The sequence below is a fragment of the Vibrio scophthalmi genome, from assembly GCF_040869025.1.
GTDB classification, from domain to species: domain Bacteria; phylum Pseudomonadota; class Gammaproteobacteria; order Enterobacterales; family Vibrionaceae; genus Vibrio; species Vibrio scophthalmi.
Window position 1 is genome coordinate 1,370,525 of the sequence record NZ_CP134271.1, and the last position, 16,237, is coordinate 1,386,761.

The following is a 16,237-nucleotide window of genomic DNA, read 5'->3' on the forward strand; positions in this document are numbered from 1 at the left end:
AAGCAGATAGGATTTTTTATGCAAGTACATGCCAACAAACTCGACGATCTTGATAAGGCGATTCTAAAAACGCTGATGGCTGACGCGCGTAAACCCTATGCAGAAATGGCCAAGCAATTTGATGTCAGTCCGGCCACTATCCACGTTCGCATTGAAAAAATGAAAGCGGCCAATGTAATTCAAGGGACAGAGGTTATCGTTGATACCAAAAAACTCGGCTACGATGTCTGTTGCTTTATCGGCATAAACCTCAATGCAGCACGTGACTACCATTCGGCGCTGGCTAAACTCAATGCGCTCGAAGAGGTAGTTGAGGCGTACTACACCACTGGTGCGTATAACATCTTCGTTAAGTTAATGTGCCGTTCAATCGAAGAACTGCAGTATGTGTTGATTGATAAGCTACAAGCGATTGATGAAGTGCAATCAACCGAAACACTGATTTCATTGCAAAATCCAATCAATCGCAATGTTAACCCATAGCGTTGTCACGATAAAAATAACCACGATTTAGATATAAAAAAACCCGCTAAGGCGGGCTCTTCAAAAATGATCTAGCGCGATGCTAAGTAATGCTGTAACTCTTCAACAGAGATACCTTGATCGGCAATTTGTTTTGCGAGGATATCAACTTGCTCATCTTTACGAGCAGCGATCACTTGCTGAAAATGATAAATAATATCGCGTAAGACTGGCACCGGTACTTGCTTGGCTGCACTCTGAATGCGTTCGCCACTTTGATTACCTAGTTCACCAAGTAATTTACCAAACATAACTTTCTCTGGAGCGGTATCTAGTTGCTCCAATAAGCGAGCCATCTCGTAAGTCGTCAGAGACATGTTATAAAAAAATCCACTAGCTAAAACAGAACGTTAAATATACAACGTTTTGATGATTTCGCCTAGTTATAAGCCAAGTAGGGAGCGTTAAATCCCCTTATTTACTGGCGTTGACTCAATAATCAACGCCAATATCATAGTTGAGAGGCTCACAAATTAAGGCACACAAATAATGTGGGACAGTTAAGCTGCCACTTGATGCCACGCTCGGCCAGATTTGGTGAATAGGACCATTAGCCATGGCAGTACAATTAGCATCTGAATCGCGATCAATGTTTGTGGTTCTAAACCTAAACGTTGTACTAACGCAATCACCAACCCTGACCCACTCATTTGGAATAGGCCCAATAGTGCCGCCGCAGTGCCCGCTTTGTCGCCAAACGGCGCTAGGGCCTTACCTGCTGCTGCCCCTAGGATCCATGCAAAACCAACTGAAGAAAGAAAGATAGGTAGCATAAAAGCGAGTGCCGTTTCGATAGACGCCAATAGCAACATCAACACGCCAGCAAGCATTAGGATCGTCAGGCCAATCATTAATGTCGCGCGCGTGCCGAGTTTGTCCATACATTTCGGCGCAGTCATACAAGCGATGATATTAATTGCGGCATTCAAACCAAACCAAAAGGTGAAGTCGTTCATACTCAAACCCAGCTTCGCCATTAGTACTACTGGCGCCGATGTAACATAAGCAAGAATCACCGCCATCGCTAACATACAAAGGCTAGCATGGAACAGGAATGTTGGCGTTTGTAAGATACTAATATAACGATTGAGCTTAAACACCGGTTCCTTACTTGGTGTTAGGTTGGTCTCTTTCATACCCACAATCATCATCACTAATACCGTGATGGCAAAGCCAGCCATAAAACTAAAGTTACTCCGCCAACCAAACTGCTGAGTCAGCCAACTACCCAAAATAGGCGCCAAGGCGGGAATAAAACATATCGCCCCATTAAGGTAACTGATCATCTTGCCACTTTTTTGTGGTCCAAAGAGATCGCGAACGGTTGCAAAGGCGGCTACAGAAGTTGCGCATGCGCCCAACCCTTGTAGTAATCGAGCCATCAGCATCCATTCAATGCTTTGAGCGCTCCACGCCAATAAAGCACTCACGCCATAGATACTGATACCGCCAAGTGCAACCGTTCGACGTCCTAACTTGTCTGCGAGTGGACCAGCAAATAGCTGACCAATACCCATCGCGAACAAGAACCAACTAATCGTGTCTTGTACCTGAGCATGTTCCACGTGAAACGACTCTTGCATCAAAGGGAATGCTGGTAAGTAAATATCAATCGCCAAAGGACTGAATAGAACCAGTAAAGTAAGCAGAATCATTTGCGATTTAGCGGGTGAAACAGAAAGAGAATGCGGCACAACAAAACCATTAGTGGATGAAATTTGCCTAAGTGTAAGTTAGGCTAGATATGACATCCAATGACATTAAGTCATTCGAGATATTCTAATTAGGAATAGCTATGAACATTGAAAAACTTGCCCGTATTGATCTCAATTTACTGGTCTGTTTAAAAGTACTCACCGAGGAGCTAAACGTCACTCGCAGCGCTAACCGACTCTGTTTGTCTCAATCCGCTGTCAGTAAGAACTTAGCCAAACTTCGTCAGCAGTTCGACGACCCATTGTTCATTCGCAATGCGCATGGTTTAACCGCCACACCTAAAACGCTATTTCTGAAACCCAAACTGGATAACCTAATCCATCAACTGGAACAGTTAACTCAGCCTGAACAATTTTCCCCTCATTCAAGTGACTACCGCTTTCAAATTGCAGCAGTGGAAAGTGTCTACCCACTGATTTTGCCGCACTTCTTACCGCAGATTTTTAAGCAAGCACCAAATGTAACCATCAGTACGCACCCTTGGAATGACCAAACTTTTGCTCTGCTGCAACGAGGGGAATTGGACTTAGGCATTACAGGGAAAGATATCGATATCAACGATGCCAAACTCACCATGCTGCCACCCACTGATATTTGTGAACAAGAGATCTATCGCGACAATCAGATGTGCCTGCTTCGTAAAGATCACCCTGCGCTGACACAGCCATGGAACTTAGCCAACTATCTCAAGCAGCGTCATGTACAAGTTCGTTGTGACGGCAATGATCGCTGGTTACTCGACTACCGCTTGGCCGATATCGGAGCTGAGCGCGATATCGCGGTAACCGTACCCGATTTCAACAGTGCGGCGAGCCTATGCTGCTATACCGATTTCGTCTTTACTGCACCGAGCCACTTTGTGCACCTTGCAGCCAGTCAAAACAATCTCACTGTTTTGCCATTGCCTCTAGAGTTCCCGCCAATGGCTTATACATTGTTTTGGCATCGCGATCGCGAGAGTGATCCGGCCCTCTCATGGCTTCGCTCTCTGATCACCGAAAAAACCAACTCATTACGTTAACAAAGCAATTTTCACTCTAGATTGAAATACGTTGCCACAAAGGAAACAAAACAAACTCTTGCGCTAACAATTGCAGCCATGCGGCAAAAAGAGTAGCTTATTCTCGATTATCGCTACGCTTGCGCGGCCACTCTATTTGAAGGATTAACGATCATGCTTACAAACACTGAACAGCGTTTGAGCGCCATTAGGCAATGGCTTGTTCAGCACGATATTGATGCACTTATTGTGCCTCACGAAGATGAATACTTGGGTGAATACATCCCAGCACATAACGAACGCTTACACTGGCTAACCGGTTTTACTGGTTCGGCTGGTGCCGCTGTCATCACTCAAGATAAAGCGGCGATATTTGTCGATGGCCGTTATACCGTTCAAGTGACTAAACAAGTACCTAGTGAGCTATTTGAGTACCGTCATCTCATCAATGAGCCAGCATTAGATTGGATTATTGACCATGTTACTGCGGGTAAAAAAGTGGCTATCGACCCACGCATGCATTCTGGCGCGTGGTTAGAAGTAGCGCAGGCGAAGCTAACGAAGCAACATCAACTAACCATATTGGAAACCAATCCAATTGATGAGCTTTGGCTCGACCGCCCTGCTGCCGTTGTCTCTGAAGTACGCTTAATGGCTACGGACTCAGTTGGCCAATCCAGTGCCAATAAACGCGAACAAATTGGCGCCATTGTTGCTAAGCAAAGTGGCGATAGTGCCGTAATCACCGCACTAGATTCTATCTGTTGGCTGCTGAATGTACGCGGGCTGGATGTATCACGCCTGCCAGTGCTGCTTTCTCATGTCATCTTACACAGCAATGGCAACGTTGAGTTCTTCCTCGATCCTGCACGTCTACCGAGTGAGTTTGCCCAACATGTTGGCCAAGGTGTCAGCGTTTATCATCCAGAGCAGTTACAAGATCGCTTGGAAGCATTAGGCGACTCTAAGGTCCTACTTGACGCCAATACCAGCAACGCTTGGTTTAAGTTAGTGCTACAAAATAGTGGTGCAACCGTTATCTCAGCCGCCGATCCCTGTCTAATGCCAAAAGCGGCTAAAAACGCCACTGAGATTGCAGGCATGAAAGCTTGCCATATTCGTGATGGTGTTGCGATGGTGACGTTCTTATCGTGGCTTGATAATGAAGTCGCTCAAGGCAAACTGCATAACGAGGCACAACTTGCTGATAAGCTGGAAGCAATTCGCCGCATGGATCCAAGCCTAATGGATCTAAGCTTTGATACTATTTCTGCAGCTGGCGGCAATGCTGCTATGTGTCACTACAATCATGAAAATCAACCAACACCAGGTCAACTAAGCCTCAACACACTGTACTTGGTCGATTCAGGTGGTCAGTATTTAGATGGCACTACCGACATTACGCGTACGATTGCGATTGGCCAGCCAAGTGACGATATGATTAAGCAATTTACCTTGGCCCTAAAAGGCCATATTGGTATTGCTCGAGCTCGTTTCCCGCAAGGGACTCGAGGCTTCCAACTCGATACTCTTGCACGCCAGCATTTGTGGGCTGAAGGCTACGACTATGACCACGGCACAGGCCATGGTGTCGGCCACTTCTTGAGTGTACATGAAGGTCCTGCCAGCATCTCAAAACGTTTAATTGATGTCCCACTAGTTGAAGGTATGGTGCTATCGAACGAACCTGGTTATTACCGTGCTGAAGAGTTTGGTATCCGTATTGAAAACTTAGAGCTTGTGGTTGAACTGCCAACGCAAGGTGACTTCTCAGTTCTGACTTTTGAGTCGCTGACACGTTGTCCGATTGATGTACGCAATATCGACGTCAACCTACTCACTCGACCTGAACTGGCGTGGCTAAATGAATACCATGATAAGGTATGGAATGATTTAAGTGCATTGGTAACCGGCGATGTACAAACCTGGCTGCGCCAAGCAACGCTTCCGCTCAGTCACTAATATTTCAGAGCAGGCCAAATATCACTACTCATTAGCAATAATGTTTCGTGTATGACCTAATGAAAAGGCTTCCTACGGAAGCCTTTTTTGTTTCACGTGAAACACTCATTCGTCATTCAATGGAATCTACCCCGAATAGGCTGAATGCCAGTCACGCCAGATGGGATCAAATCCCTTACTCCGAATCATCGCTTCAACACGACTCGCACTACGTTCATCACTGATCTCAAACTGCTCTAGCTCGCTATCCTCTAACGCGTACCCTCCCGGTTGAGTCTTAGATGCCGCAGACATTGCGGTAATACCCAACGGCAACACGTTATCACGAAATACTTCGCTTTCGCGTGTAGAAAGTGATAATTCAACTTCGGAGTTTAACAAGCGATATGCGCAGATCAATTGCACCAATTGCTTATCTGTCATCACCGATTTTGGTTGTAAGCCACCTTCACATGGTCGTAGGCGCGGGAAAGAAATTGAATAGCGCGTTTTCCAATAGCGACGTTCTAAGTAGTCAAGGTGCGCAGCAACGAAGAAGCAATCGGTACGCCACTCTTCCAGTCCAATCAAAGCACCGATACCAATCTTATCAATCCCCGCTTTCGCCAGTCGATCGGGTGTTTCTAAGCGATACTCAAATTTGGTTTTATTGCCACGTAGATGATGCTGAGCATACGTACTCGGATGATAGGTTTCCTGATAGACCATCACAGCATCAAGCCCAAGCGTTTTCAATTCTGCATAGTCTTGCTCGGCAAGTGGCTGAACTTCCATGGCCAAATAGTTAAAGCTTGGCTTGATCAGTGGCAACATTTTCCGAAAGTAGTTCATACCCACTTTCGTTTCGTGTTCACCGGTTACCAGTAAAACGCTGTCAAATTTCATTGCTTTGATCGCTGCAACTTCCGCTTCTATTTCATCTTCAGTCAAGGTACGGCGCTTAATCCGGTTCTCCATCGAAAAACCACAATAGCTACAAGCATTGGCACATAAATTAGAAAGGTAGAGCGGAATATAGAGCGACATTGTATGCCCAAACCGCTTACGGGTAAGCGCAAAGGATTGTTGTGCCATCTGCTCTAAGTAAGGTTCAGCCGCAGGTGAAATCAGCGCTTTAAAGTCTTCCAAATCACGCCTAGGCTTGGCTAAGGCGCGCTCAACATCCTTTGCCGTTTTAGCGTAAATAGATAACGAAATGTCATCCCAATTGAGTTGATTGAATCGGTTAACAAAGCTCATAGCATCAACCTAGTTATCCAGAAATGAAGTCAAAGGACTCGAAGCAACAGCATGCGATACTTGCCCAGCAAGACCTGACTCATAAGCCATACGGCCAGACTCGACGGCGAGCTTGAAGGCGATAGCCATCGCAACCGGATCACTCGCTGCGGCAATGGCGGTATTGACTAATACCGCATCTGCGCCAAGCTCCATCGCTCGTGCGGCATGAGATGGCGCACCAATACCGGCATCAACCACAACCGGTACAGATGCCTGATCGATAATAATCTCCAGGAAATCTTGTGAAACAAGCCCCTTGTTTGAACCAATTGGCGCACCTAGAGGCATGACTGCAGCGCAACCTACCTCTTCTAACCGCTTACACAGAACAGGATCAGCATGACAATAAGGCAAGACGACAAAGCCATCTTTAACCAGTTGCTCTGCCGCTGCTAAGGTTTCAATTGGGTCTGGCATCAAATATTTAGGATCAGGATGAATTTCCAGTTTTAACCAATTGGTTCCTAGTGCTTCTCGCGCAAGATGAGCCGCAAAGACGGCATCTTTGGCATTCTTTGCCCCAGAGGTATTTGGTAACAGGTTGACGCCCGATTCAATCAAAGGAGACAAGATATCATCATGCTTATCGTTAATATCAACTCGCTTGAGGGCCATCGTCGCCAACTGAGATTCTGAAGCAATGATCGCACGGGCCATTAAACTCGAATTGGCAAATTTACCTGTTCCAGTGAACAACCGTGAATGAAAGGCTTTATCAGCAATTTTTAACATCATTAACCTCCTGCAATCGCTTGAAATAGTGATATTTCATCGCCGTCACAAAGCAAGGTGCTCGCCCAAACACTGCGGGGCACTACCTGATTATTAATCGCAAATACACATCCTTGATGAGGAAGTTTGCATTGGCTAATCAGCTGTTCTAAATCTCCACCACGTGCGATCTGATGCGGCGTTTGATTAATGTAAATCGTAATAACACTCATGATGCGACCTCCGTAGTCGCTTGGGATACGTTGCAGAGCTTACACTCAGGGTCACGCATTATTTTGATGGCTTGCCATTGCATCGTTTGGCCATTGAACAGATGCAACTGATTAGGCTCAACAAAAAATTTACCCGTTGCTAATTTTTGGATTGCAGCCAATGCCTGATAATTTCCTAGAACCCCAACAACTGGACCAATAATGCCCATGTCGCTGCACTTACCTTCTTGAGTTATTTCATCAAATGGAATAAGACAACGATAACAAGGTGACTCTGGTAAATAATCGAAGACCGTAAACTGGCCTTGCCAACCTATCGCAGCTGCAGAAATAAGCGGCGTTTTTTGTTGTGAACAGATTCGATTCACTTGCTGACGTGTGAGCAAATTATCACTGCAATCGAGTACAACATCTGCCAGCATGATCTCAAGACCAAGCTGTTCATCAGCTAAGCGTCGTTCGACAGCTCTAACATTGATACTGTCGTTGAGTTGCTTTAGTTGCTGCATCAGCGCCTTAGCTTTATTGTGCTGAAGATCTGTTTGGCGATAGGCTACTTGCCTTTGTAAATTGCTCTCTTCAACCAAATCATCATCAACAACAACTAAGTGGCCTACACCTGCGGCTGCTAAATAGAGCGTGGCAGCACAACCTAAACCGCCGCAACCGATGACCAATACATGCGAGTTAACTAGCGATACCTGCCCTTGTTCTGAAACATCGGATAAACAGACTTGCCTTTGGTAACGCAAAAATAATCGATCAGATAACATGTTCTGCACCTCGCTCACTAAGGTACATTCGTGTTTTTGGCTGCATGACTCGTCCGAACTCAGACAAGACTTTCTGCGGATCGGGTGCCAAAGTAATCGCTCGCACAACGGCTAAGCTTGAAACACCACAACACCAAACCTGGGGGGCTGTCGCAAGGTCAATCCCACCAATCGCCACCGTAGGACAACCAAGCTCATCGTGATAGGGAATCGTATCGATAAGTCGTTGGTATAAGGCCAAACGAACCAAACCTTGAGGTTTGGAAGGCATTTCCTTGGTTGTCGTTGGGAATATATGACCAAGCGCTATATAGCTTGGTTTGAGTTGACTGATTCGCAGTAATTCAAAATAACCATGCGTTGATAAGCCAAGGCAAACTCCCGCTTGATTGATTGAGCCAAGGTCAGCATGTTCGATATCTTCCTGGCCAAGATGAACACCGAAAGCACCATACTTGAGAGCGAGCTGCCAATAATCATTGATAAACACTTGGCTGTTATACTGTTTACCAAGCGCAATTGCGTGCTTTACTTGCGCTTCCAAGTCACTTTGATTGGCATCTTTTATCCGCAATTGCACGGTGTTAACACCCAACTTCAATAGCCGTTCAACCCACTCAACACTATCAACTACTGGATAGAGGCCGATTTTTTGCTTGTCTAATCGAGCAAAAGAAGCTGCGCAATGTTGAGTTGACCAACCAACTTGAATACCTAGTCGTTTGTCTTCAAGTACCGGCCGGGGAAACTGGGTGAAATCAGCCGCCCATGTTTCACGTGAAACATTTATCATCGCTCGTGCAAGCGTAAGACAATCTTCAATCGGAAACTCTAAACTCAATAACACTAACACCCAAGATAGATGTCGCGGCTGCTGTTTATCATCAAGCGTCTGAAGCGGATAAGAAAGCGCCCTAACCTCATCACCCAAGGGATGATGCCATATATCCAAAGCATGACCGCTATCTGCTAATCCGAGAGAAATGGTATTACGCTGACTAGGAGCAGTCACCACACTCTTCTGATTGCTATAACAAAGATGGTAGTCACTTACGCTATCATCGCTCCCGATAAAATCAGCACCAATGACGAGCTGTTTATCAGCAAGGTTTATCGCAAAAAGCGATGTAGAGCTTACGCCCAACATCACTTGGCCAATCGCAAAGCCATTTTGCTCTGCGACCAACAATGCCTGCTGAATCTCAGCCGTTAGCTCTATCGAAGATGATGGAACCAATATTTCGACCATGATTACTCTGCCTCAGATGCAACCGCTGGGTGATACAACTCAGAGCCCGTCGCTCTAAACTCTGCAGATTTCTGTTTCATCCCCTCAAGTGGATCATCCAGCATTTTGATTGAGATAGCCTGATCAGCTGCGACTTGTTTGGTATCTTTGGCATACTCTCGAACTTCTTGAGAAATCTTCATGGAGCAGAATTTAGGGCCACACATAGAGCAGAAATGGGCTACTTTACCGGACTCTTGCGGTAACGTTTCGTCATGGTAAGCACGAGCAGTTTCAGGATCGAGAGAGAGATTAAATTGGTCTTCCCAACGGAATTCAAAGCGCGCTTTCGATAAAGCATTATCACGAATTTGCGCGCCTGGATGACCTTTGGCTAAGTCAGCCGCATGAGCCGCTAACTTGTATGTGATCAACCCTGTTTTCACATCTTCTTTATTTGGTAATCCCAAGTGCTCCTTTGGCGTTACATAGCACAACATCGCGCAGCCATACCAGCCGATCATCGCCGCACCAATGCCGGAAGTAATATGGTCATAACCAGGAGCGATATCTGTCGTTAATGGGCCTAAGGTGTAAAAAGGTGCTTCATGGCAATGCTTGAGCTGTTCATCCATGTTTTCCTTAATCATATGCATTGGTACATGACCAGGGCCTTCGATGATCACCTGCACATCGTACTCCCATGCAACCTTAGTTAACTCCCCCAATGTGCGCAGCTCAGCAAATTGAGCTTCATCGTTGGCGTCAGCAATCGAACCTGGTCGTAGACCATCACCTAAAGAAAGCGCCACGTCATACTGAGCACAGATTTCGCAAATTTCGCGGAAGTGGGTATAGAGGAAACTTTCTTGATGGTGAGCAAGGCACCATTTCGCAATGATGGAACCACCACGGGAGACAATACCAGTGACACGTTTGGCCGTCATTGGCACATAACGCAATAGCAAACCGGCGTGAATAGTAAAGTAATCAACTCCCTGCTCCGCTTGTTCGATAAGCGTATCGCGCATCACTTCCCAATTAAGATCTTCAGCGACACCGTTAACTTTTTCTAGAGCTTGATACATAGGCACAGTGCCGATCGGTACCGGGCTGTTACGCAATATCCACTCTCGAGTTTCATGAATATTTCGTCCTGTAGACAAGTCCATCACGGTATCGCCACCCCAACGAGTGGACCAAACTAGCTTTTCAACTTCTTCTTCGATTGAAGAACTCACCGATGAATTACCAATATTAGCATTGACCTTAACTAAGAAGTTGCGGCCAATAATCATCGGTTCAGATTCTGGATGGTTAATATTCGACGGGATAATTGCACGCCCTTCAGCGACTTCCTTACGTACAAACTCAGCGGTAATATCTTTGGGTAAGTTAGCCCCAAAATTCTGCCCTGGATGCTGCTGGTTAAGCATTTCATCACTATATCGAGCGCGCCCCATATTTTCGCGCAATGCGATATATTCCATCTCCGGGGTAATGATGCCTTGGCGTGCATAATGCAATTGTGTTACGCATTGTCCTGCTTTCGCACGACGTATATTAGGTAGATTGCCATAGCGCAGATCGTCTAGGGTTTCATCGTCCAAGCGCTCTTTCGCATATACCGAGCTAACATCATCCAAAAGCTGCGTATCAGCACGTTCCTCAATCCATAATTCCCTCAGTTTAGGAAGACCTTTATATAGGTCAATGTCATGATCAGGATCGGTATAAACACCAGAGGTATCATAAACGCGCATTGGTTCATTCGGCTCGAAAATCGGCGCTTCTTTTGTGCCGCCAATCAAACTATCTGCCAAGGTGATTTCTCGCATAGGAACACGGATATCAGGCCGAGAGCCCTCAACATAAGTTTTTCGAGAGTTTGGGTACGGTTGCACCGAAAGAGTATCTATAAACTGTTTAGCTTCCAGTCTTGCTTGCTTGCGACTCGACATAGCATTTTTCCTTGCTCATTTTTTATAAAACGTATGGGATAAAAATGCTTGGCGGAACGATATGACAAGAGGATCGAGTGTCACTGACAAAAAGTGTGCACTGATAATGAGATGATTTAACCTAGATATAGCGGGACATTTAGGTGCAATGATCTTCTCTTGTTCCCTACGCAGGTCTTAGCCTGATCAGGTTCTACGGATCCCGAATAAACGGTCTCAGCCAAATGGCTCTCCGACAAGTGAAGCAATTATAAGCAATTAGTGATTCGAAACCAAGCCGAACACGCTGTAATTTAACTAAATGTTAACTTTCATTAGAAGTTGGAAGCCAACCCAAGCGGCTGAAATACTTAATACCACATTAAGTAGAACGTTTAGGCCCATCTTGAGAAAAGCACCTTGCTGCATCAGTAAAACGTTATCCATAGAAAAGGTTGAGAAGGTCGTCAATGCACCAAGGAAACCTAAACCAATAATTTGGCGCCATGGCTCAATAGCAAGAACTTCACTTTCAAATGCTGCGATCAGCAGACCCATAATAAAAGACCCGACCACGTTGACCGTTAACGTACCGTAAGGAAAGCCACGTCCTAGCAGTGCGACGCAAAGCTCCGAGACTAAATAGCGGGAACAAGCACCAAATGCCCCACCGAGTGCAATAAAGCCGAGTATGGAAAGTTGGCCCATAAATCCCCCAATATATTCAATGGCTATATTCTAGCCACTTCCACGCGATATAGACACCAAGACAATAATAAATTCCAATAAATTGATGTTGCTAATGAGGTTTAATTTCAAACGTTACAGGAGTCACTTTAGTGTCAATATCAGCGCAAAAACTATAGAAGCTATCAACATCAGTATAGCTATATTAGATTTAGCGAAAAAGGGGTTATAGGCTCCTCTGTAGTGATAGCAACGCTAAGGTAAGCTCTATGTATTCGCTAGCAATAAATCCCAGCAACCGTGATACAGGCTAAAATAGAACAATAACAAGAGCTCGTGGCGAACAACCATAAATGCAGACGTAAAAAGCCCCAGCATTTCTGCTGAGGCTTAGTATATGGCTGGGGTGGAGAGATTCGAACTCCCAACACGCGCTATTTAGTATTAGGGGAATCCGCTGCTCTGCCAATTGACAATAATTAACAAAGTACAGATGTAAAAAAGCCTCTGCATTTCTTCTGAGGCTTAATATATGGTAGGGGTGGAGAGATTCGAACCCTCAACACGCGCAGTTTTGTAATTAGCGGGATCCGCGGCTCAGCCAAGTAGCGACAAACTCCAAAATCCAGATGTAAAAAAGCCCCAGCATTTCTGCTGAGGCTTAGTATATGGCAGGGGTGGAGAGATTCGAACTCCCAACACGCGGATTTGGAATCCGCTGCTCTGCCAATTGGAGCTACACCCCTAAGTTTTGATTCCAGCAAATGCTAGATTCAAAAAAACCTCGCATGTAGCGAGGTTCTCGAATAAGTGGCGGAGTGGACGGGACTCGAACCCGCGACCCCCGGCGTGACAGGCCGGTATTCTAACCAACTGAACTACCACTCCGCAGTGGCAAACTTACCGTAGTAAGCGTCCATTTTGTTTCTAGATGGTCTATCTAAAAACGAAATTAAAGCCTGGCGATGTCCTACTCTCACATGGGGAGACCCCACACTACCATCGGCGCTATTGCGTTTCACTTCTGAGTTCGGCATGGAGTCAGGTGGGTCCGCAACGCTATGGTCGCCAAGCAAATTCTTTAATTCGGAAAGCTGTTTGAAGTTCTATTTACACATTCAATCGTTCTTGCATTGAGTCCTACAAAACCCCTTGGGTGTTGTATGGTTAAGCCTCACGGGCAATTAGTACAGGTTAGCTCAACGCCTCACAGCGCTTACACACCCTGCCTATCAACGTTCTAGTCTCGAACAACCCTTTAGGGCACTTAAAGTGCCAGGGAAAACTCATCTCAAGGCTCGCTTCCCGCTTAGATGCTTTCAGCGGTTATCGATTCCGAACTTAGCTACCGGGCAATGCCATTGGCATGACAACCCGAACACCAGAGGTTCGTCCACTCCGGTCCTCTCGTACTAGGAGCAGCCCCTTTCAATTTTCCAACGCCCACGGCAGATAGGGACCGAACTGTCTCACGACGTTCTAAACCCAGCTCGCGTACCACTTTAAATGGCGAACAGCCATACCCTTGGGACCGACTTCAGCCCCAGGATGTGATGAGCCGACATCGAGGTGCCAAACACCGCCGTCGATATGAACTCTTGGGCGGTATCAGCCTGTTATCCCCGGAGTACCTTTTATCCGTTGAGCGATGGCCCTTCCATACAGAACCACCGGATCACTATGACCTACTTTCGTACCTGCTCGAACCGTCATTCTCGCAGTTAAGCGGGCTTATGCCATTGCACTAACCACACGATGTCCAACCGTGTTTAGCCCACCTTCGTGCTCCTCCGTTACTCTTTGGGAGGAGACCGCCCCAGTCAAACTACCCACCAGGCACTGTCCGTAATCCCGATAAGGGACCAACGTTAGAACATCAAGCATACAAGGGTGGTATTTCAAGATTGCCTCCACACATACTGGCGTACGTGCTTCAAAGGCTCCCACCTATCCTACACATGTAGGGTCAATGTTCAGTGCCAAGCTGTAGTAAAGGTTCACGGGGTCTTTCCGTCTAGCCGCGGGTACACTGCATCTTCACAGCGATTTCAATTTCACTGAGTCTCGGGTGGAGACAGCGTGGCCATCATTACGCCATTCGTGCAGGTCGGAACTTACCCGACAAGGAATTTCGCTACCTTAGGACCGTTATAGTTACGGCCGCCGTTTACCGGGGCTTCGATCAAGAGCTTCGACCGAAGTCTAACCCCATCAATTAACCTTCCGGCACCGGGCAGGCGTCACACCGTATACGTCATCTTACGATTTTGCACAGTGCTGTGTTTTTAATAAACAGTTGCAGCCACCTGGTATCTGCGACTCCCAATAGCTCCATCCGCAAGGGACTTCACCGTCGAGAGCGTACCTTCTCCCGAAGTTACGGTACCATTTTGCCTAGTTCCTTCACCCGAGTTCTCTCAAGCGCCTTGGTATTCTCTACCCGACCACCTGTGTCGGTTTGGGGTACGATTTCTTATAATCTGAAGCTTAGAGGCTTTTCCTGGAAGCATGGCATCAATGACTTCACTACCGTAGTAGCTCGACATCGTATCTCAGCGTTAACAAGAGTCCGGATTTACCTAAACTCTCCGCCTACGTACTTGAACCTGGACAACCGTCGCCAGGCCCACCTAGCCTTCTCCGTCCCCCCATCGCAATTATAAGAAGTACGGGAATATTAACCCGTTTCCCATCGACTACGCCTTTCGGCCTCGCCTTAGGGGTCGACTTACCCTGCCCCGATTAACGTTGGACAGGAACCCTTGGTCTTCCGGCGAGGAGGTTTTTCACCCCCTTTATCGTTACTCATGTCAGCATTCGCACTTCTGATACGTCCAGCATGCCTTACAGCACACCTTCAACCGCTTACAGAACGCTCCCCTACCCAATGAAGTAAACTTCATTGCCGCAGCTTCGGTTTATTACTTAGCCCCGTTACATCTTCCGCGCAGGCCGACTCGACTAGTGAGCTATTACGCTTTCTTTAAATGATGGCTGCTTCTAAGCCAACATCCTAGCTGTCTAAGCCTTCCCACATCGTTTCCCACTTAGTAATAATTTGGGACCTTAGCTGGCGGTCTGGGTTGTTTCCCTCTCCACGACGGACGTTAGCACCCGCCGTGTGTCTCCCGGATAGTACTTACTGGTATTCGGAGTTTGCAAAGGGTTGGTAAGTCGGGATGACCCCCTAGCCTTAACAGTGCTCTACCCCCAGTAGTATTCGTCCGAGGCGCTACCTAAATAGCTTTCGGGGAGAACCAGCTATCTCCAGGTTTGATTGGCCTTTCACCCCTAGCCACAAGTCATCCGCTAATTTTTCAACATTAGTCGGTTCGGTCCTCCAATTGATGTTACTCAATCTTCAACCTGCCCATGGCTAGATCACCTGGTTTCGGGTCTAATTCTAGCAACTATACGCCCAGTTAAGACTCGGTTTCCCTACGGCTCCCCTAGATGGTTAACCTTGCTACTAAAATTAAGTCGCTGACCCATTATACAAAAGGTACGCAGTCACGGGACGCAATGCCCGCTCCTACTGCTTGTACGTACACGGTTTCAGGTTCTATTTCACTCCCCTCACAGGGGTTCTTTTCGCCTTTCCCTCACGGTACTGGTTCACTATCGGTCAGTCAGTAGTATTTAGCCTTGGAGGATGGTCCCCCCATATTCAGACAGGATAACACGTGTCCCGCCCTACTCGTTTTCACCTAATATGCGTTGCCGGTTACGGGGCTATCACCCTGTATCGCACAACTTTCCAGAAGTTTCACCTGACGCATAAAACGCTTAAGGGCTAATCCAATTTCGCTCGCCGCTACTTTCGGAATCTCGGTTGATTTCTTTTCCTCGGGGTACTTAGATGTTTCAGTTCCCCCGGTTCGCCTCATTAACCTATGTATTCAGTTAATGATACGTGCTTATGCACGTGGGTTTCCCCATTCAGAAATCCCAGACTCAAATGGTTGTTACTACCTAATCTGGGCTTATCGCAAGTTACTACGTCTTTCATCGCCTCTGACTGCCAAGGCATCCACCGTGTACGCTTAGTCACTTAACCATACAACCCGAAGGAGTTTCGTTAAACAACCAAGTTGTCTCTCTATTTTATGAGTGAGAGACGTTCGATTTTGCCGGACTCAATTTCGAATAATCATCATAAATGATGATATTGCCAAGAACACTTG

12 protein-coding genes, 2 tRNA genes, 2 rRNA genes and 1 riboswitch are annotated in these 16,237 nt (G+C 46.5%); of the genes, 3 read left to right on the top strand and 13 right to left on the bottom strand.

Annotated elements, in window-relative coordinates:
- Positions 1–18 precede the first annotated feature (18 nt).
- The gene (gene asnC, locus RJD38_RS06230; protein WP_005599969.1) at positions 19–483 is read left to right on the top strand and encodes a transcriptional regulator AsnC; all 465 of its coding nucleotides are present in this window, start codon (positions 19–21) and stop codon (positions 481–483) included.
- 71 nt (positions 484–554) lie between these two features.
- Here asnC and RJD38_RS06235 read toward each other — a convergent pair whose 3' ends face one another.
- Together RJD38_RS06235 and RJD38_RS06240 are read right to left on the bottom strand one after the other, a co-directional pair.
- On the bottom strand, positions 555–839 hold the full coding sequence (locus RJD38_RS06235; RefSeq protein WP_005599967.1) for a hypothetical protein: 285 nt from the start codon (positions 837–839) through the stop codon (positions 555–557).
- Positions 840–1,022: 183 nt separating this feature from the next.
- Positions 1,023–2,177: a multidrug effflux MFS transporter gene (locus RJD38_RS06240; RefSeq protein ID WP_009386790.1), complete on the bottom strand. Its 1,155-nt coding sequence runs from the start codon at positions 2,175–2,177 to the stop codon at positions 1,023–1,025.
- Between the two features lie 140 nt (positions 2,178–2,317).
- On the opposite strand from RJD38_RS06240, the gene RJD38_RS06245 reads away from it, so the two are divergent.
- Entirely contained in the window at positions 2,318–3,259 is a 942-nt protein-coding gene (locus RJD38_RS06245; RefSeq protein ID WP_005599965.1) for a LysR family transcriptional regulator, read from the top strand.
- A gap of 153 nt (positions 3,260–3,412) precedes the next feature.
- The gene (locus tag RJD38_RS06250; protein ID WP_065545903.1) at positions 3,413–5,200 is read left to right on the top strand and encodes an aminopeptidase P family protein; all 1,788 of its coding nucleotides are present in this window, start codon (positions 3,413–3,415) and stop codon (positions 5,198–5,200) included.
- Positions 5,201–5,326: 126 nt separating this feature from the next.
- Here RJD38_RS06250 and thiH read toward each other — a convergent pair whose 3' ends face one another.
- The 11 genes from thiH to RJD38_RS06305 all read right to left on the bottom strand — a co-directional run bounded on the left by thiH (position 5,327) and on the right by RJD38_RS06305 (position 16,110).
- Positions 5,327–6,439 (bottom strand): 2-iminoacetate synthase ThiH, encoded by a 1,113-nt coding sequence (thiH, locus tag RJD38_RS06255; protein ID WP_065429583.1) that lies wholly within the window; start codon positions 6,437–6,439, stop codon positions 5,327–5,329.
- Positions 6,440–6,448: 9 nt separating this feature from the next.
- Complete coding sequence (locus RJD38_RS06260) at positions 6,449–7,213, bottom strand: thiazole synthase (protein WP_005599962.1); 765 nt, start codon at positions 7,211–7,213, stop codon at positions 6,449–6,451.
- Positions 7,214–7,215: 2 nt separating this feature from the next.
- The gene (thiS, locus tag RJD38_RS06265; protein ID WP_009386795.1) at positions 7,216–7,425 is read right to left on the bottom strand and encodes a sulfur carrier protein ThiS; all 210 of its coding nucleotides are present in this window, start codon (positions 7,423–7,425) and stop codon (positions 7,216–7,218) included.
- Entirely contained in the window at positions 7,422–8,198 is a 777-nt protein-coding gene (locus tag RJD38_RS06270) for a HesA/MoeB/ThiF family protein (RefSeq protein WP_065545902.1), read from the bottom strand. Before RJD38_RS06270 ends, thiS begins: the two co-directional genes overlap by 4 nt.
- Positions 8,188–9,447, bottom strand: a complete 1,260-nt coding sequence (locus RJD38_RS06275; protein WP_065545901.1) for a thiamine phosphate synthase — start codon at positions 9,445–9,447, stop codon at positions 8,188–8,190. Before RJD38_RS06275 ends, RJD38_RS06270 begins: the two co-directional genes overlap by 11 nt.
- A gap of 2 nt (positions 9,448–9,449) precedes the next feature.
- Complete coding sequence (gene thiC, locus RJD38_RS06280; protein ID WP_065545900.1) at positions 9,450–11,387, bottom strand: phosphomethylpyrimidine synthase ThiC; 1,938 nt, start codon at positions 11,385–11,387, stop codon at positions 9,450–9,452.
- Between the two features lie 146 nt (positions 11,388–11,533).
- Positions 11,534–11,632: riboswitch (TPP riboswitch) on the bottom strand.
- Positions 11,633–11,684: 52 nt separating this feature from the next.
- Positions 11,685–12,074, bottom strand: coding sequence for a fluoride efflux transporter CrcB (gene crcB / locus RJD38_RS06285; protein WP_005599956.1), 390 nt, complete (start codon positions 12,072–12,074; stop codon positions 11,685–11,687).
- Between the two features lie 648 nt (positions 12,075–12,722).
- Positions 12,723–12,799: transfer RNA gene (locus RJD38_RS06290), tRNA-Trp, on the bottom strand.
- Between the two features lie 65 nt (positions 12,800–12,864).
- Positions 12,865–12,941, bottom strand: a tRNA-Asp gene (locus tag RJD38_RS06295).
- A 69-nt stretch (positions 12,942–13,010) separates the two neighbouring features.
- A 5S ribosomal RNA gene (gene rrf / locus RJD38_RS06300) occupies positions 13,011–13,126 on the bottom strand.
- A gap of 90 nt (positions 13,127–13,216) precedes the next feature.
- A 23S ribosomal RNA gene (locus tag RJD38_RS06305) occupies positions 13,217–16,110 on the bottom strand.
- Between the last annotated feature and the right edge of the window lie 127 nt (positions 16,111–16,237).

What these genes read in the sequence shown, in the direction of transcription:
- asnC (WP_005599969.1), top strand. Translation starts at nt 19, where the DNA reads ATGCAAGTACATGCCAACAAACTCGACGATCTTGATAAGGCGATTCTA.
- RJD38_RS06235 (WP_005599967.1), bottom strand. Translation starts at nt 839, where the DNA reads ATGTCTCTGACGACTTACGAGATGGCTCGCTTATTGGAGCAACTAGAT.
- RJD38_RS06240 (WP_009386790.1), bottom strand. Translation starts at nt 2,177, where the DNA reads ATGATTCTGCTTACTTTACTGGTTCTATTCAGTCCTTTGGCGATTGAT.
- RJD38_RS06245 (WP_005599965.1), top strand. Translation starts at nt 2,318, where the DNA reads ATGAACATTGAAAAACTTGCCCGTATTGATCTCAATTTACTGGTCTGT.
- RJD38_RS06250 (WP_065545903.1), top strand. Translation starts at nt 3,413, where the DNA reads ATGCTTACAAACACTGAACAGCGTTTGAGCGCCATTAGGCAATGGCTT.
- thiH (WP_065429583.1), bottom strand. Translation starts at nt 6,439, where the DNA reads ATGAGCTTTGTTAACCGATTCAATCAACTCAATTGGGATGACATTTCG.
- RJD38_RS06260 (WP_005599962.1), bottom strand. Translation starts at nt 7,213, where the DNA reads ATGTTAAAAATTGCTGATAAAGCCTTTCATTCACGGTTGTTCACTGGA.
- thiS (WP_009386795.1), bottom strand. Translation starts at nt 7,425, where the DNA reads ATGAGTGTTATTACGATTTACATTAATCAAACGCCGCATCAGATCGCA.
- RJD38_RS06270 (WP_065545902.1), bottom strand. Translation starts at nt 8,198, where the DNA reads ATGTTATCTGATCGATTATTTTTGCGTTACCAAAGGCAAGTCTGTTTA.
- RJD38_RS06275 (WP_065545901.1), bottom strand. Translation starts at nt 9,447, where the DNA reads ATGGTCGAAATATTGGTTCCATCATCTTCGATAGAGCTAACGGCTGAG.
- thiC (WP_065545900.1), bottom strand. Translation starts at nt 11,387, where the DNA reads ATGTCGAGTCGCAAGCAAGCAAGACTGGAAGCTAAACAGTTTATAGAT.
- crcB (WP_005599956.1), bottom strand. Translation starts at nt 12,074, where the DNA reads ATGGGCCAACTTTCCATACTCGGCTTTATTGCACTCGGTGGGGCATTT.